We start from the raw sequence: 17,382 nt of genomic DNA on the forward strand, positions 1-17,382 counted from the left end.
AATTAGTCGTAAGTCGTAAGTCGTAAGACAAAAATGACTGGTCGCCGGTCATGGGTTTTGCATTTTGTTGCTTTTCGTGAAGATCAGCAGTCCAACAAATGTGATCAGGCCGTTCATCAGCAACAACTCAAACCCAAATTCGTAGCCGCCCAACCAGCTTTTGGAATTGGCGGCGATTACGTAACTCAGCGCCGGTGAGAGCAAACAAATGTAGGGCACAAATCGGTCTTTTACCTGTTGTTTCATCAGGATGCCAAAGGCAAAGAGGCCCAGCAAAGGTCCGTAGGTGTATCCGGCAACGCGGAAAACAGCAGTCACAACACTGTCGTTATTGATGATCCTAAACAAAACAATGACCAGGAACATCACCAGGGTAAAGCCGATGTGGACTTTAAACCGGACCGGTTTACTGTTGGGTGAATCAGCCTTCAGGTTCAGTAAGTCGATGCAAAAGGATGTGGTCAGGGCGGTTAAAGCAGAGTCGGCGCTGGAGTACGCGGCCGACAGGATTCCCAGCAGGAACAAGGCCCCGGCGAGCGTTCCGAAATGCTGCATCGCCAGCATCGGGTACAAGTCGTCGCTCCTGCCGGGCAGGCTAATTCCTTTTTGTTGGGCAAAATAATACAGCAACACCCCCAGGCAAAGAAAAAACAGGTTGGCAATGATGAAGGCGAAGCTAAACCAGAAGATATTTTTTTGGGCATCCTGCCGGGTTTTGCAGGTGAGATTCTTTTGCATCATATTTTGATCCAGCCCGTTCAACACGATAACAATTCCCAGGCCGGCGGCAAATTGCTTGACAAAGTTGGTTTTCGACTGCCAGTTCCAGTCAAAAATCCGGCTGAACGGATGATCACTTACCGTAGCGATCATCTCTCCGATTCCCAGGTTGAGTTGCATGGAAATCACCCAGATGGTTACGCCAATGGCTCCCAGGATAAAAAATGTTTGCAGGGAATCGGTCCATACCACGGTTTTGATGCCGGCCCGAAACGTGTACACCCAGATCAGCAGCAGGGTTAAAAAAACAGTCAGCCAGAAGGGAATTCCCAAGGCATCAAAAAAGGCAATCTGTAAAACACCGGCTGCCAGGTATAACCTGAATGAGGCGCCGATGGTTTGCGACACCAGAAAAAAGAAGGCTCCGGTTTTGTACGAACGGATACCAAAACGCTGGTCGAGGTAGGTGTAAATAGAAACCAGGTTCAGCTTGTAATACAAAGGAATCAGCACCAGTGCGATCACCCAGTACCCGATAAAATTTCCCAGCAGGAACTGTAAATACGTCCAGGCCGTATTTCCAACTTCGCCGGGAACCGAAATAAAGGTGACCCCCGAGATGGTTGAGCCAATCATTCCAAACGCGACAAGGTACCAGGGCGAACGCCGGTTGCCGGTAAAGAAAGTCTCGTTAGTGGCATTTTTTGACGAAAAGTAAGACACCCCCATCAGCAGGGTAAAAAAGAAAAAAATAATCATAAAAATCAGTAAGCTGCTCATAGTCTGTCGCGAATTATTGTCAATCCTTCTTCTGTTTTTACTCTGCAAGACAATCCGGCTGATATCCCTTCTTTTTCAGATAGCTAATCAGTTCATTCAGCCGGTGATAAAATTTATCTGTTCGCGCCGGATGGGTTCCGGCATGGATCAGGATCAGGCATCCGTTCAAGCCATGCGGATCATGCTTTTCAAATTTTTCCAGGCTGCTGAAAATGGCATCTGATGATTGATAATTGGGCATGTCAGGAGTGGTATAATCGGCATTGGTCCGGATACCCGGAGTGAAATTAATCACGGTCAGTCCCAGCTGATGCGCCCAGTTTACCACCGTCTTGTTGTACCATTCGTAAGGTGGTAAAAATGACCTGACTGCGCGGATATCAATTCCCTGTTCAGCCATTTTTTGATAATTTGCCTGCAAATCCGCTTCAAACTGTTCCCGGCCCACAAGCAACGAATCGCGCTTGTTCCAGTCGGCATACAGCAGGTGCCCATCCGAATGTGCCCCCAGAAAGTGACCGTCGTCAATCAGTTGTTTTACAAGAAGTTGGTTTTCGGGGTCGGCATAAAATTTACCGGTAAAGAAAAAAGAAGCTTTCACCCGGTTTTTCTTCAGAGACTTTCGGATAAAAGGGGCCCCTTCATTTAAATCGTGCGCCGAAAAGATCAGGTAAACCTTGTTTGCAGAAGGATTCATCCTAACAATGGCGCCCTGGCTGTCTTTCACAACATGTTGCCGTGCAGTTGCTCCGCGCCCTTCCTTTTCGAGCGACGAAAACAGGTAAGTCAGGCTGGCGGTGCCATCCATCGTCGGTTCGTTTGATGAATAATCACCCATATCGTCGTGATACACCGCCTTTCCCGACTGAAAGGCAGCATATTCATCTTCTTCAAATAAATGGATACCCCGCAGATTTTCGTAAATATTTTTGTAAACAGGCCCGTCGACCAGGCCGCCGGTTGTCGTTTGGTGCAACAGGTAGGTGATGGCCGAGTGGGGCCGTTCAGGGTAATCGCCGCCTGAGGGAAGTCCGCAAATCATGCTGGTTCCCCACGGATTGCAGCCCAACAGCCAGTCGGTGAGTGCCGACTCTTCCTCCAGATAACTTTCATCGCCTGTAATCTGACGGTAAAGGCGCGCCTGCGTGGCTGCTGCAACAACCAGGTTATTCGAACACCACTGAAACGGGATGCCGATGCGGAAGGGGTCGCCTGCTGCAGCACGACGGATATTTTCCAATCCCTGTTTCATGAAAGCCGCGAATTGTTTTGCAATAAGCGAATCTTCGGATTGCGCCAGCCATACATGCCCCAGGTTGATAAAGGGGTAATACTGATAATGACGGGCACGCTGTAATTCCATCCAGGGAGTTACCGGTTCCAGTTCTCCCCAGTACTTTGCCTGCTGCTCAAACGGCTTCCCTCCATTTTCGAGGAACAGGGAAGCTGCTGCAAGCTGCATGTCATCCACGTAATTATCTTCTTCGTAAAAATAAGGCGAAACCACACAGGCGGTTTGGCACACGCCCGGGCCGGACAAGGCAAAGGCCCAGGCATCCCGGGCTTTGATAGCCATCTTTTGTGAAAATTCAGGATCGACCGAACGGAACAAACGCGCGCCCAAGGCAAAGGCCGAAGCGTATTTGGCAGCCGTGGAAGCCACTCCGGTCGACCGGTTTTTATGTTTTCCCAAACCTTGCGGTTTTCCGCTTACAAAATAAACAGGCCGCGCTTTTCCCAAACCATAAGTCACCGTGTCGCCCACAGGCAGGCGGTAACCCCGGTGGTCGCGGTCGTCGGCAATCTGGTTATACATTTCATTCTTGCCCGGGTTCATTTTGAGCAGCCATTCCAGCCCCCAGCGGGCTTCATCCAGGATATCCGGAAGACCATTACTTCCGGGCAGGCCGTTGGCCTGAAATTGGTCTCCAAAAACCTCCGCATTCCGTTCCCAGGCAAACAGCATCTGGTAAACGGCATTGGCCGAAGTGGTTACATACTGAAGGTAATCGCTGGCATCGTGCCAACCTCCCGTCACATCGATCCGCTCGCCCGATCGGGTCGGGTGATCAACGATGATGCCGTCGTGCAGGTGGCAGGAATCATTCAGAAACGGATTAAACCCGCAACGCTGCTGACGCATATAATGCAGCGGAAAATCAGCCGTCCCTTCATACACATCCCAGGCAATCCGGAATGAAGGCGAAACGGCGTCTCCGAGTTGAAGATAAAAACCTCCGGATTCGCTGAAAGATGAAAAATCGAGCCGGTAAGCCGTTTGCATACCCCAAACCGAGGCATCGCTTTTTTCGGACAAGGCTTCAAATACCTTTTCTCCCGAAAGACAATTCACCAATTGAAAATGCCCGGCCGGTACCCGTTCGCTGCTCAGGAAAACCGCTACCTTTTGAGCATCGGGAAAGTACCCCAGCTGGTTAACCCGGATGACCCCGGAGGCAAAGAGATGATAAGGACAAAAAAGAATAAACAACATGAGTGCCCGGCAAATCATAAGCATTAAATTTAGTTGAATGACAGGAACGGTTTAGGCAGATCTCGATTCCGCTTACCGCCAAAGTTAAATGATTAAAATTATAAAAACAAAACTTGTAATACATCTTATAAGTTTGCTGATTTCTGAAATAAAATTATTTATCTTTGCCCCATGAAGAGATTAATTGCAGACAGTGGTTCCACAAAGGCGGACTGGAGGCTGATCGGTCATACCAATGAAGTCAGCTCTTTCCAGACGAGGGGAATGAACCCTTTTTTTCGCACCAGCGATGATATTTTCCAGGAATTGCAGGAAAAGATTTTCCCGGAGACCGGCGGTGATGTGGATGAGATCTTCTTCTACGGCGCAGGCGTGGTGGATCAGGAAAAAGGGAATGTGCTGAAAGAAGCGTTTACCCGTTTGTTTCCCCGCGCCAGGGTTGAAACCCATTCGGATGTTCTTGGCGCTTCGCGGGCCTTGTTTGGCCGGGAAGCCGGAATTGCCTGTATTCTGGGAACCGGATCGAATGCCTGTTTTTACGATGGAATACACATTACGAAAAAAGTACCGCCACTGGGTTTTATTCTTGGCGACGAATGCAGCGGAGCCGCATTAGGGAAAAAACTGCTTGGCGATTATTTTAAACAGGTGATGCCTCCGGCAATACGCCTTCTGTTTGAGCAGGAATTTTCTCCTGTTCAGACTGACGTTCTCAACCGGGTTTACCGGACAGAACGTCCCAATAAATATCTTGCCGGCTTTGCCCCCTTTCTTTCGGCACAGCTGCACGAACCTTACTGTTTGAACATGGTCGAAGAAAGTTTCCGTGAGTTTTTCGAACGTAATGTACTCAGGCTGCCTGAAATAACCGGTTATCCCATCGGGTTTGCCGGCTCGGTAGCCTACCATTTCAGGGACATCATTATTTCGCAGACGGAGGCCTACGGGTTTAGCCATCCAATCATATTAAAGGAACCAATTGCCGGTTTAACGGCATACCATAAAAGTCAACATTAAGTCACATCCACATGATCCTGACAAATATTACAGAAGCAGATTCATTGTACAACAACCTGGAGGAGATGTCGGTCAGGCAGTTGCTTGAAAACATCCACGAGGAAGATAAAAAGATCCTGCCGGCTGTTCACCGGACAATCCCTCAGATTGAAATGCTCGTTGAACGGGTTTTCGAACGCATGGAGAAAGGCGGCCGGTTGTTCTATATCGGGGCCGGCACGAGCGGCCGTCTGGGAATACTCGATGCTTCTGAAATTCCGCCGACCTATGGCGTGGGCTACGATCTGGTGATCGGTTTGATTGCCGGCGGAGATAACGCCATCCGTAAGGCGGTTGAATCGGCTGAAGACGACGAAGAGTTGGGATGGCAGGAGTTACAAAGGTTCCAGGTGACAGAGCTGGACACGGTGATTGGTATTGCTGCATCGGGACGGACTCCCTATGTAATCGGTACAGTTAAACGGGCCCGCGGGCATGGTATGCTCACCGGTTGTATCTGCAACAACCCGAATACCGAGTTGGCCAGCTGCGTGGATGTAGCGATTGAAGCGATTGTCGGTCCTGAATTTGTTTCGGGAAGCACCCGGATGAAGGCCGGCACTTCGCAGAAGATGATCCTGAACATGATTACCACTTCCCTGATGATCAAACTGGGACGTGTGAAAGGAAATAAAATGGTGAATATGCAGCTCACCAACCAAAAACTTATCCTGCGGGGCACCAGGATGATCATGGAAGAACTGGGATACGACGAAGCGAAAGCTCACCGCCTGCTGCTTTTGCACGGGTCGGTGAATAAGGTGCTCCACGCCGCGCGAAATGAAAAAGAGTAGGGTGCACAAGCCGCCAAAGATCAGGTAAACGGATAACGGAAAAACCGGCCGACTGCCGGTGACCAGCCCGCTAGGTATTTCTCAGGAACTTATTGTACACCTGCATGTTCCGGTCCAGGTGGGCCTGCATTTTATCGTAGGCGCGTTCGGCATCCCGTTCACGAATGGCGTTGACGATTTCTTTATGATACCCCAGGGTAATTTCCTTCTCTCCCTCAATATTGGCATAAATATAGTTTCTCATGCGCGGTAACAAATTGTGCACCGGTTCCATCGTGACAATCACGAACGGATTGCCTGTTGCACGGGCTACTGCTAGGTGAAACCGGTTATCGATGTCAGATTCCAGCTGGGTATTGTCCGGGTCGCATTTCGAAAATTCAACCAGGTTGGCTTCCAGTCCTTTCAAATCTTCTTCGGTACGGTTTTGGGCGGCCATTTTGGCAATCTCCGGTTCAAAGGCAAGGCGCAACTCAATAATCTGGCTGATCAGGTTCACATCAAACTTTAAGTCGTAATATAAATTCAATGAATCAATAGCATCTTTCATATTGATTTTGGTGACCACCATGCCGCTTCCTTTTTTTATCTGGATCAGTCCGCGGGCGCTAAGCCGGCGTAAGGCTTCGCGAAGAGCGGTCCGGCTCACGGCAAACATTTCGCACAATTCCCGTTCTGACGGTAATTTTGATCCGATCGGAAGCTTTTTTTCGCGGATAGCACGCTCGATATTCCGTTCGATCTTCTGGCTCAGGGTTTGAGTGGTACCAATCTTCTTAAAGATGTCATTCATTGAATTTTCCATGTACGGTCCTCTATATCAGTTAAAAATATTTCACTTCCTCGGCCCAGAATTCACTGAGCAGGTTGTTGGCCAAACGGCTGGCCCCGATCCGGAACAATTCGGGCGACAACCATTCCTCGCCCAGGATTTCTTTCACAATCGTGAGGTATAAGATGGCTTCCTGGCTTGCCGAGATTCCTCCGGCCGGTTTAAAACCAACTTTCTTCCCGGTTTTCATCCAGAATTCTTTGATGGCATGGCACATCACAATCGCTGCTTCGGGAGTGGCCGCCGGGTTGGTCTTCCCGGTAGAGGTTTTGATGAAATCGGCTCCCGATTCCATCGATAACATAGCGGCATGATGAATTTTCTCGGGTTCTGCCAGCACGCCGCTTTCGAGGATGACCTTGAGGTGGGCGTCGCCAATCGCTTCTTTAACCGTGGCAATCTCTTCCCGGCAAATAAGTTTGTTCCCGTCGAGAAAAGCCCATAACGGAAGGACCATGTCGATCTCGTCGGCGCCTAGGTCAACAGCCATGCGCGCTTCTTTCACTTTCATTTCAATAAAGGTCATCGACGCCGGAAAACCTCCTGCTACCGAGGCAATCTTCACCTGCTCGACGGTTAAAGTCTCCTTGGCCGTGAAGACCATATTCGGGTACACACAAATGGCTGCCACATTGGGAAGTGTCGGATAGTCATTCGCAAAATCGTTTACCCGCTCAGTAAAGGCTTTCACCTGGCTGATCGTGTCGGTTGAATTCAGGGTAGTCAGATCGATGCATGAAAATGCCAGTTGCTGCATATCCCTCGTCTTGTTCAATTCGGCCTTTGCTCTTATCGCTGCCAACTCTGCCTGGATTGTCATAGCTTTCTATTTTAGTTTCGCGTTATTCTGATGCCGGTCTTTGTCCCGGTTTGTTTTCTTTTCCATGTTTTTCAGGAATGCTTCATTTAAATCGACGCCTGTTTGGTTGGCCAGGCAGATGAGCACCCAAAGCACATCGGCCATTTCATCAGCCAGATCTTTCCCTTCATCCGACTTTTTGAATGACTGGTCCCCGTACTTCCGGGCCATCAATCGCGCCAGTTCGCCCACCTCTTCAGTCAGTACAGCCAGGTTGGTGAGCTCGCTAAAATAGCGAACGCCGATGGTTTTTATCCAGTTATCCACCATTCGTTGAGCCTGTGGGAGAGAAACAGGTAGATTTTCAGTCTGTTTCATTTGTAAAATAGTTATGTCCTGTATTTTATACGAAGTTACGGAATTCAGGTTAAGCAGAATACTAAAACTCTTTATTCTTTGTGTCGATGATGATTGTTACCGGCCCGTCGTTGACCAAAGCCACTTTCATATCCGCCCCGAATTCGCCGCTTCCGGCCTCTTTCCCGAGTTTTGCGGAAAGTTCCCGGATAAATTGCTCATACAGGGGTACCGCGTAATCGGGTTTTGAAGCCCGGATATAGGAAGGACGGTTGCCTTTTTTGGTACTGGCGTGCAAGGTAAACTGGCTAATCACCAGGGCTTCGCCCCCTGCCTCAATCACCGATCGGTTCATCACGCCTTCATCGTCGTTAAAAATACGCAACTGACTGATTTTTTTTACCAGCCAGTCAATGTCTTCCTCAGTATCGGCGTCTTCAATGCCAAGCAAAATCAACAATCCCCCGGCAATCGCCGATTTCACTTGCCGGTTGATGGTTACCGATGCCTGAGCTACTCGTTGAATAACTACCCTCATATCTGTTTCTTTTTAAAGCTACCGGGCAAACAAGCTGCCTTTGCTGTGTTTCAAAAAACGCCGTTGCGGGCATTCAGCCGCCGGGAGTTTGTAAATGAACACGTGCAAAGATAACGATTCATCAAAAGCAAAGCACCTTCGGTTAAAACGGGTGTACGACAGATTTCATGAAATCCCAAAATATTTGTTCAGCACCCGTGAACGACTTTTGATCCCGTCTCAGGTAAGTTGGCGATAAAAAATTGAATTTGTCATACATCCGCCGGAACGATCCGTGAGGTCATAGCCTGAACGATTATGCCATCGCTTTTTCATTTGGGTTAAAGCGCGAATGTTTTCAGCGTAAATTTTCCCGATTAGGCGGAATTCGGTAAATTCGCATCAAATTAAAACGAAAGAGCATGTTTTCAGGAATTGTTGAAGAATACGGCGTGGTGAAAGCCATTGAGCGGGAACAGGAAAATTATCATTTTACCCTGACCTGTTCATTTGTTGACGAATTGAAGATTGACCAGAGTTTGTCGCACAACGGGGTTTGCCTGACGGTGGTCAACATTGACAGGGAAGCCAAAACCTACGTGGTAACCGCGATTAAAGAAACCATCCTGAAGTCGAACCTGGGCTACCTGGAAGTGGGATCGAAAGTAAACCTGGAGCGCAGCATGATGATGAACGGCCGCCTGGACGGGCACATTGTGCAGGGACATGTCGACCAGACTGCCGTATGTAAAAAAGTGGAAGAAGCCGATGGAAGCTGGTATTTCACTTTCGAATACGAATTCGACCAGGCCAAAGCGCAGCAAGGCTACATGACGGTGGAAAAAGGATCGGTTACCGTAAACGGCGTCAGCCTGACGGTGGTTAACTCGAAAAACAATTCATTCCAGGTGGCGATTATCCCTTATACTTACCAGGCCACAAACTTCCACACCTTTCAGGAAGGCTCGGTGGTGAACCTGGAATTCGACATTATCGGGAAGTACCTGAGTAAACTGGCCAGCTTTAAATAGCTTAGTTAACTGACTTACGAGTGAAATACCAATAAAGGTGTTTTCACGTGAAAGACCATCTTGCGGGCAATGCTCGGGTTAAAAATCCGGGTGATCATGTTCCGCTTGTGGGTTGTCAGCGAGAGAATATCAATCTCGTGTTTGTCAATGTATTCTTCCAACTCGGTTAAAATATCATCTCCGTGGATGATGGTAAAATCAAAGCGGGAGTCGGGGTAGTTTTGCTTGAGAATCTGGCTCATGCTTTCGAGCCGGGCTTCGTTCCATTCTTTTTCGTCGGCCCGGCCAATATGCAGGCACGAAATCTGCACATCAAAGGGTTTCAGCAAGCCCAGCAGTTTGTTAATGGAAACAAAATCCTTCTCGTCAAAATTGGTCGCGTACACCACCTTTTTCATGGAGGCCAGGTTTAGCAAGGAGGCTTTTTCGGGGATGACCAACACAGGGACATTCGACTTGTAAATCACGCCGGCCGTGGTGCTTCCCATAATATCCAGGTTTTCTTCCGACGGGCCTTTAATGCCCATTACAATCAGCCGCGGCGGATGTTTGTCGGCAAAATACAGGATATCGTCTTCGGGGTATCCCATCTTGATCATATGTTCCGATTTGATGCTTTTCCAGTTGTTGGCCCCAATGTAATCGGTTAGTTTTTCCAGGAAGGTTTTAAATTGTTTATTCGCCAGTTGTTCCTGTTCTTTTAAATGCTCGTATAAACCCGAGTTAAAGGCAACTACATCCGAATAAGGCATGGAAAAGAAATCGGGCTGCTGAATGACGTGGTAGAAAATGAGCTTCGATTTCAGCTTTTGGGCAATCTCAAAAGCCATCAGCGCTGCTTTAAAGGAATAGTTGGAAAAATCGACCGGGACGAGAATGGTATTTTCTGATTTTTGCTTAATCCTGGTCACTTTTCCCAGCATCTGATCTAAAATCGGGTAGGCGTTTTTGATGTCCTTTTCATAAATACGGACTTTCACCCCCGTGGCCACGGCCCCCTGAATCAGGTTGATGTTTTCCAGGGTGCAGTCAATCCCTTCAGCTTCTAAAAGCGAACGTAAAATTTCAGCTTTTGAATAAGGTAACAGGGCGATGGTGATTAATTTATCTTCCATGACGGTATGTTTTAGAATGAACGGTATCTACCTGTTATTTCGAAAATGCGGGGAATTTGGTTTCATGGAAGCTTATTTTTCTTTTGTGAAATGTTTTTTAAGTTATTTTGGTGGCCGAAAATGAACTGATTGTGAAAATAGCCGTTTAGGTATAGAAAGAAATTAACTTAAAATGGTTATCTTTTTTATTCGTGTATAAATTTGTCGGCTTAAACTGAAAAACAAACCATCTTGGAAAAAACAGCATTAATAACGGGATCTGCTAAACGTATTGGCCGTGAAATGGCGCTCCACCTGGCTGAGCGTGGCTGGAACCTGGCTCTGCATTTTAACCAGTCGGGGAAAGACGCGGAAAAGTTACTGGCAGAACTTCAGAAAAAGTACGAGTTTCAAACCTTTGTGCTTTTCCAGTCGAACCTGCAAAACCCTTTTGCGGTGGAAGGGTTGATCCCCGAAGTGATCCGGATTTTCGGCGAGCTCAGCTTGTTAATTAACAATGCTTCCATTTTTGAGGAAGGAAAGATCACGCAAACCCATTTTGATCTGCTCGACCGCCAGATGATGATTAACTACCGCGCTCCGTTTTTATTGATCCGCGAGTTTGGCCGGCTGGTTGAATCGGGGCTGATCATCAACATGCTTGACACCCGCATTACCAGCAGCAAATCGGACCATGCCGCGTACAGCCTGTCGAAAAAGGCGCTTTGGGAACTTACCAAAATGGCTGCCCTTGAATTTGCCCCCGAAATCCGGGTGAATGCCATTGCTCCGGGGGTGACGCTTCCTCCCGAAGATCAGGATGAGGCTTATTTGCTTAATCTGGCAAAACATATTCCGATGAAAAAACCGGCCGGGGTGGATCCTATTCTGAAAAGCCTGGATTATATTCTGGATAATGAACTCCTTACCGGGCAGTTGTTGTTCTGCGATGGAGGTGAGAATCTTGGATAAATTTTTTAAAAGAAAAGATGGCAAAAATTCGTGTTAAAGATCTGCTCATTCGCACCTACATCGGGTTCAATCCCGATGAACTGGTCAACAAGCAGGATGTGGTGATTAACCTCGAAATAGAGGCAATCATTCCCGAAGAAGCTTTGCTGTCTGACGAACCGGAGGGAATATACGATTATAAAACCATCACCAAAAAAATTATCAGTTTCGTTCAGGACGGAAGGTTTAAATTGCTGGAAACGCTGACTAAAAACCTGCTGGACATGATCATGGAAGACGAACGGGTTGTTTGGGCCAAAGTTGAAGTGGATAAGCCTCATGCCCTGCGTTTTGCCGAATCGGTATCGTTCGAGATGGAAGCAGGCAGGTAAGCGGAATGGATGGCAAAATCAAGCATACCGCCATTGTCGGGATCGGGTCGAACATCGAACCGGATAAACATATTTCACGCATGTTGACTATCCTGAAACAGGAAACCACCGTGTTGGACATTTCAAGGCTGATGAAAACAAAACCGATCGGGATCGCCGATCAGCCCTGGTTTGTAAACGGGGCAGTTAAGCTCGAAACAGATTTACCCATCGCCGATTTCCGCCAATACCTGAAACAAGTGGAAGACCGTCTGGGCCGCGACCGGAGCCAGGCTAAATTCGGGCCACGCTGCATCGACCTCGACCTGGTGGTCTGGGACGGGCAGGTGGTGGACGATGATTATTACACCCGCGACTTTTTAAAACAAGCTGCGGCCGAACTGGGTTTCTCCGAAGAATAGTTTTTCCGTACAATTGCCGCTTTTGGCCCGACACCGGTTTTTCTTTCTTTTCCGCGTCCCCTTCCTTTTTTTACCTTTGCATCAAATGAAATTTGTGTCGGACCATGTCGCTAACATGTATTCGCCACCTGAAACTTACATCTTGAAATGGCAAAAATAAACTGGAAACCCGGAACCATGATTTACCCGTTGCCGGCCGTGTTGGTCAGCTGCGGCGAAACACCCGAAGAGTATAACCTGCTGACCATTTCATGGACAGGCACGATCTGCAGCGATCCGCCCATGTGTTACATCTCGGTCCGTCCATCGCGCCATTCGTACGAAATTATTAAACGTACCGGCGAATACGTCATTAACCTCACCACCGAAGAGCTGGCCAGGGCGGCCGACTGGTGCGGCGTTCGTTCAGGGGCCAAGTTCGATAAGTGGAAAGAAACGGGCTTGACTCCCCTCCCGGCCAGCATCGTTAAAGCGCCCGTGGTCGCCGAAGCGCCTGTAAGCATCGAGTGTAAGGTCAAAGAAATTATTCCGCTTGGAACACACGACATGTTCATTTCGGAGGTGGTGAACGTGATGGCCGACGATCGTTTTATCGACCCGGAAACCGGCGCCTTCAGCCTGAAAAAGTCCGATCCTATTTGTTACGTGCATGGTCACTATTTCAAAACGGGCGACCCGATCGGGAAGTTCGGATGGTCGGTGGAGAAGAAAAAGAAGAAGAAAAAATAAAGCCGGTGAACCATTTTAAGAGTTTTCTGTAATATTCTGAAGTATATCGAAACATATCCTGAAAAGATATCCTGAAAACTTAAAAACAAGAAGATGAAAACAACTTACCGGGTATTTATATCCCTATTACTGATGACAACGATGATGAGAACACAAGCAGAGACGAAGAAAAATCCCTTACTGGAACCATTTCGCACGCCGTATAAAACGGCTCCTTTTTCACAGATTAAGAACGAACATTACCTGCCGGCTTTCAATGCATCCATTGCTGAGGCAAAAACTGAAATTCAGGCCGTAATCGAAAATCCGCAAGCTCCTGATTTTAAAAACACCATTGAAGCGATGGATCGGGGCGCCCAGCGTCTGGGAATCATCCGAAAAATCTTTTTTAACCTGAACTCGGCCGAAACCAACGACGAGATGCAGCAAATTGCCCAGGAAGTGGCTCCGCTGTTGTCGGAATTCAGTAACGACATCAGCCTGAATGAAGACTTGTTTGCACGGGTAAAAGCAGTTTATGAACAAAAAGACCGGCTTGGCTTAAATGCCGAGCAGCAAACCCTGCTCGAAAATACCTACCAGAGTTTTGTACGCAACGGCGCGAACCTGACTCCGGAGCAAAAGGAACGCTACCGCGAAATTACCACGGAACTAAGTAAAATTGGCTTGCAGTTTCAGCAAAACGTGCTGGCCGAAACCAATGCTTTTGAATTACACATCACCAGCGAAACCGACTTGTCGGGATTACCCGACTTTGCCCGCGAAGCAGCGGCTTTAACGGCAAAAGAAAAAAATAAGGAAGGCTGGGTCTTTACCCTGCAATACCCCAGTTATGTCCCTTTCATGAAATATGCCGATCGTCGCGAACTCCGGGAGAAAATGGCCCGCGCGTTCGGCAGCAAAGGAAATCAGGATAACGAGTACGATAACAAGGAAATCATCAAAAAGCTGGTAGATCTGAACCTGGAAAAAGCCAAACTGCTGGGCTATCCCAACCATGCGGCCTTTAAGTTGAACCGCCGGATGGCCGAAACACCGGAACGGGTAACCGACTTTATGAATGAGCTGCATGTGGCTTCGCGCCCCTTTGCTGAAAAAGAATTTGCCGAAGTGCAGGCTTTCGCCGAAGAAACCGGCTTTAAAGGGAAAATTCAACGCTGGGACTGGACTTATTATTCCGAGAAACTGAAAAATGCCCGTTATGGATTCAACGAAGAAGAAGTGAAACCCTACTTTAAACTCGAGAACGTCATTAATGGCGTGTTTGACCTGGCCCGCGAACTTTACCGGCTGGAACTGAAAGAAAACAAAGCCATCGATGTCTATCATCCGGATGTGAAAGCCTACGAGGTGTATGACACTAAGGGTGAATTTATTTCGGTGCTTTACCTCGATTTTTTTCCCCGCGAGGGAAAACGCTCGGGCGCCTGGATGACCGATTATCACGACCAGTATATGGAAGACGGTCAAAATATCCGCCCGCATGTGAGCATTGTTACCAACTTTACCAAACCCACCGAAACCCGGCCGTCGCTGCTCACCTTTGATGAGGTAACCACCTTCCTGCACGAGTTTGGACATGCCCTGCACGGGATGCTCAGCCAGTGCCTGTACAGCGGAACTTCGGGCACCAACGTGTTTTGGGATTTTGTGGAACTCCCGTCTCAGATACACGAAAACTGGGCCTACGAAAAAGAATGGCTCGACCGTTTTGCCGCACATTATGAAACCGGCGAAAAATTACCCGAAGAGTTAATCCATAAGCTCGTTGCTGCCAAAAACTTCCAGGCCGGTTACCTGTCTGAACGTCAGCTAAGCTTCGGCATGCTCGACCTGGCTTACTATTCAATCGAAGCTCCGTTGAGTGAAAACATCACCGACTTCGAAACAAAAGCCATGCAGCCTACCGAACTATTCGATCCGGTAGATGGTTTGCTGATGAGTACCTCGTTCTCTCATATTTTTGCCGGGGGATACGATGCCGGTTATTACAGTTACAAATGGGCCGAAGTGCTTGATGCCGATGCCTTCTCGGTTTTTAAGACAAACGGGATCTTCGATCAAAAAACCGCCGATGCTTTCCGCACCCACATCCTCGAAAGAGGCGGAAGCGAACACCCGATGGTCCTCTACAAACGTTTTCGCGGACAGGAACCAACCATCGATGCCCTGCTGGAACGCAGCGGACTGAAAGATTGATGCGAACCCAAAAACACTCCTGTACTGATGAATAAACGAACAGGCAAGATCATTTCTGAAAGGCCCCGATAAAGGCTTTTCAGAAATGATGGCTTACCCGTTAAGGATGGTTATGTTGCATGGACAGTCAAAAGACATATTTAGATATTAAAATGCTGCTCCCGAAAGAAAGACAGCTATGTGAAAATATCAGTCTGCAAGATAGTCGCAACACCTTTGGGTGGAATGGGTGGGTTCCGGTTACCTTCTGTAAAAGGCTGATGAACCGGTTTTGCACAGTAATCAACAAGTATTGTTAGGCTCTTGCATATTTTGATAAATCCCGGGATATCTTTTTTACTTAGTGATATATGATTTCTTCACGATATCTTCAACCACCGGCTTTTCATTGGTAAAAAGATAGGCAACCAGGCCGCCCGGTAACTGTTCCTGAAAAATAACTCAAACTCGCTAAGGCTTAATGGATATTTTACTTTACTATAAATCACTATTTTGCAATTAACGATTTGAAGAAAGGTGATTTAAATTTAAAATTTTTCATTTTCACCAAATTTTGTTTGGCTGTAATTTTTTTGGCATACGTTCTTGCTGATTATTCAAATTTTCTCTTTTCAATAAGATCTTTTCCTAAAGGTGTTGGGAGCTATTATTCACAAAAATAAGCTCCGCGTTTGGAGTGAATAGATGCAGGAGAAGACTATTGGAGTGATTTTTAATTGGTAACGATGGGCAAACCTTCCAGTCCAACACGAATCACACTGATAAATGCATCGGGGGCCTCGCGGGGAAGGTACACGTTCAAAGTTCTTTTTTTTCTCCGGGTTTTCAGATCCGTCCTCCCTTCAGGTGAGAGTAAATGAACGGACTGAATCGTATTGTGAATTCCATTAATCTTCAATTGTCGGTTCAAAGGCCATTTTTCGACAAACAGATAAACAGCAGAATTTCCATTGGGGAGAAGTTTTGTGGAACTTTTGCCCCACGGGAAGGCTTCAAACAAACTGTTGTTGGTTCCGTATATTGCTTCACCATAAAGGCTTAACCACTTTCCCATTTCTTTTAGCCTGATGGCGCTTTCTTCCGGAATCCGCCCTGTTCCATCGGGGCCCACATTCAGCAAAAAATTACCGCCTTTGTGTACAATATCCACTAGTTTCATCAGCAGGTCTTTGGTCGATTTCCAGTTATGATCGTAGCTGCGGAAACCCCAGGTGTCGTTTATGGTCATGCAGGTTTCAAAAGCCTGATCCTGAATGGTTCCGGGAATTGACTGTTCGGGTGTACCATAGTCGCCTTTCCCGCCGCCAATGCGGTCGTTAATAAGGCAATGAGGCTGAAGCGTGCGGATGAGCGAAACAAGAGAATCGCCTTTTAATAGTTCGTACCGGTTGACTTTTTCAAAAGATCCGCCTCCGTCGAACCATGCTACGGAAACCGGGCCGTAGTTACCCATCAGTTCCCGAATTTGGGCCAGTTGATAATCGGCATACTTTGAAATATCGGCATCGGGATTCGGATTGCCATGAAAGTTCGACCCCAAATTGGAATAGTTTGCCGGGAACTCCGGATGGTGCCAGTCGGACAGCGAATAATACAAGCCTAAATGAAGATTATTTTCTTTGCACGATTCGGCCAACTCTTTAACAACATCCCGTCCAAATGGCGTGTAATCAACTATGTTATAATCTGTTAATCCGGACTTAAACATGCAAAAACCATCGTGATGTTTGGTGGTAAAAACAAGGTATTTCATTCCGGCATCTTTCGCCAGTTCCACCCATTCGTCGGCATTGAAATTCGTCGGGTTCCAGTTTTTGCAGATTTCTTCGTATTCCGAAGAGGGGATTTTTCCGGAGAGCATGATCCATTCTGCATTTCCTCCCGGCTTTTGTCCTTTGTAAATTCCCCCCAGTTCGGCATAAGGCCCCCAGTGGATGAACATCCCGAATTTTAATTGGCGAAACTGTTCCAAACGATTCGTCAGGCTATGATTATTGGATGGAATTTGTGTGTTTTGGGCAAAGATGCCAATCATGCCGGAACTCAAATAAAATAGAGTAAGAAAAATAAGGCGGTTTAAAAATTTCATCAGTATGTTTTTTAGGTTTAAATCACAAGCTTTATTTCATCCGTATAAATTTTTAAAGTCATTTTCCATAATTCCCGTATCAAAGTCATTACTTTAATATGCTTATCAACGGAATGGAATAGCCATTTGTACATTTTCGGTTTGCGT

General features: G+C 47.3%; 16 protein-coding genes. 8 read left to right on the forward strand and 8 right to left on the reverse strand.

The window, feature by feature from the left end:
* Nucleotides 1-48: 48 nt before the first annotated feature.
* Nucleotides 49-1,500 carry a sodium:solute symporter gene (locus ACOIT5_RS06265; RefSeq protein ID WP_423129616.1) on the reverse strand — a complete coding sequence of 484 codons (1,452 nt, stop codon included), beginning with the start codon at nt 1,498-1,500 and terminating at the stop codon, nt 49-51.
* Nucleotides 1,501-1,537: 37 nt separating this feature from the next.
* The gene (locus ACOIT5_RS06270) at nt 1,538-4,012 is read right to left on the reverse strand and encodes a glycoside hydrolase family 9 protein (RefSeq protein WP_423129617.1); all 2,475 of its coding nucleotides are present in this window, start codon (nt 4,010-4,012) and stop codon (nt 1,538-1,540) included.
* Nucleotides 4,013-4,165: 153 nt separating this feature from the next.
* Between ACOIT5_RS06270 and ACOIT5_RS06275 the strand changes: the two genes are divergently transcribed.
* Both ACOIT5_RS06275 and ACOIT5_RS06280 read left to right on the forward strand, forming a co-directional pair.
* Nucleotides 4,166-5,011 carry an ATPase gene (locus tag ACOIT5_RS06275; protein WP_423129618.1) on the forward strand — a complete coding sequence of 282 codons (846 nt, stop codon included), beginning with the start codon at nt 4,166-4,168 and terminating at the stop codon, nt 5,009-5,011.
* Between the two features lie 11 nt (nt 5,012-5,022).
* Complete coding sequence (locus ACOIT5_RS06280; protein WP_423129619.1) at nt 5,023-5,844, forward strand: N-acetylmuramic acid 6-phosphate etherase; 822 nt, start codon at nt 5,023-5,025, stop codon at nt 5,842-5,844.
* A gap of 70 nt (nt 5,845-5,914) precedes the next feature.
* Here ACOIT5_RS06280 and ACOIT5_RS06285 read toward each other — a convergent pair whose 3' ends face one another.
* The 4 genes from ACOIT5_RS06285 to dtd all read right to left on the reverse strand — a co-directional run bounded on the left by ACOIT5_RS06285 (nt 5,915) and on the right by dtd (nt 8,370).
* On the reverse strand, nt 5,915-6,637 hold the full coding sequence (locus ACOIT5_RS06285; protein ID WP_423129620.1) for a FadR/GntR family transcriptional regulator: 723 nt from the start codon (nt 6,635-6,637) through the stop codon (nt 5,915-5,917).
* Nucleotides 6,638-6,668: 31 nt separating this feature from the next.
* Nucleotides 6,669-7,496 (reverse strand): deoxyribose-phosphate aldolase, encoded by an 828-nt coding sequence (gene deoC / locus ACOIT5_RS06290; RefSeq protein ID WP_423129621.1) that lies wholly within the window; start codon nt 7,494-7,496, stop codon nt 6,669-6,671.
* Nucleotides 7,497-7,502: 6 nt separating this feature from the next.
* Entirely contained in the window at nt 7,503-7,853 is a 351-nt protein-coding gene (locus tag ACOIT5_RS06295) for a nucleotide pyrophosphohydrolase (RefSeq protein WP_423129622.1), read from the reverse strand.
* A gap of 61 nt (nt 7,854-7,914) precedes the next feature.
* Entirely contained in the window at nt 7,915-8,370 is a 456-nt protein-coding gene (gene dtd, locus ACOIT5_RS06300; protein WP_423129623.1) for a D-aminoacyl-tRNA deacylase, read from the reverse strand.
* Nucleotides 8,371-8,771: 401 nt separating this feature from the next.
* Here dtd and ACOIT5_RS06305 point away from each other — a divergent pair, with 401 nt between their 5' ends.
* Nucleotides 8,772-9,380 (forward strand): riboflavin synthase, encoded by a 609-nt coding sequence (locus ACOIT5_RS06305; protein ID WP_423129624.1) that lies wholly within the window; start codon nt 8,772-8,774, stop codon nt 9,378-9,380.
* 14 nt (nt 9,381-9,394) lie between these two features.
* Here ACOIT5_RS06305 and ACOIT5_RS06310 read toward each other — a convergent pair whose 3' ends face one another.
* Nucleotides 9,395-10,495, reverse strand: coding sequence for a universal stress protein (locus tag ACOIT5_RS06310; protein WP_423129625.1), 1,101 nt, complete (start codon nt 10,493-10,495; stop codon nt 9,395-9,397).
* A gap of 231 nt (nt 10,496-10,726) precedes the next feature.
* Here ACOIT5_RS06310 and ACOIT5_RS06315 point away from each other — a divergent pair, with 231 nt between their 5' ends.
* The 5 genes from ACOIT5_RS06315 to ACOIT5_RS06335 all read left to right on the forward strand — a co-directional run bounded on the left by ACOIT5_RS06315 (nt 10,727) and on the right by ACOIT5_RS06335 (nt 15,146).
* Nucleotides 10,727-11,446 carry an SDR family NAD(P)-dependent oxidoreductase gene (locus tag ACOIT5_RS06315; protein ID WP_423129626.1) on the forward strand — a complete coding sequence of 240 codons (720 nt, stop codon included), beginning with the start codon at nt 10,727-10,729 and terminating at the stop codon, nt 11,444-11,446.
* A gap of 17 nt (nt 11,447-11,463) precedes the next feature.
* Entirely contained in the window at nt 11,464-11,817 is a 354-nt protein-coding gene (locus ACOIT5_RS06320) for a dihydroneopterin aldolase (protein ID WP_423129627.1), read from the forward strand.
* Between the two features lie 5 nt (nt 11,818-11,822).
* Nucleotides 11,823-12,218, forward strand: a complete 396-nt coding sequence (folK, locus tag ACOIT5_RS06325) for a 2-amino-4-hydroxy-6-hydroxymethyldihydropteridine diphosphokinase (protein ID WP_423129628.1) — start codon at nt 11,823-11,825, stop codon at nt 12,216-12,218.
* A 147-nt stretch (nt 12,219-12,365) separates the two neighbouring features.
* Nucleotides 12,366-12,947, forward strand: a complete 582-nt coding sequence (locus ACOIT5_RS06330; RefSeq protein WP_423129629.1) for a flavin reductase family protein — start codon at nt 12,366-12,368, stop codon at nt 12,945-12,947.
* Nucleotides 12,948-13,040: 93 nt separating this feature from the next.
* Complete coding sequence (locus ACOIT5_RS06335; RefSeq protein ID WP_423129630.1) at nt 13,041-15,146, forward strand: M3 family metallopeptidase; 2,106 nt, start codon at nt 13,041-13,043, stop codon at nt 15,144-15,146.
* A gap of 712 nt (nt 15,147-15,858) precedes the next feature.
* Here ACOIT5_RS06335 and ACOIT5_RS06340 read toward each other — a convergent pair.
* Nucleotides 15,859-17,235, reverse strand: coding sequence for an alpha-L-fucosidase (locus tag ACOIT5_RS06340; RefSeq protein ID WP_423129631.1), 1,377 nt, complete (start codon nt 17,233-17,235; stop codon nt 15,859-15,861).
* Between the last annotated feature and the right edge of the window lie 147 nt (nt 17,236-17,382).

Source organism: Gaoshiqia hydrogeniformans, assembly GCF_049347105.1.
GTDB classification, from domain to species: domain Bacteria; phylum Bacteroidota; class Bacteroidia; order Bacteroidales; family Prolixibacteraceae; genus Gaoshiqia; species Gaoshiqia hydrogeniformans.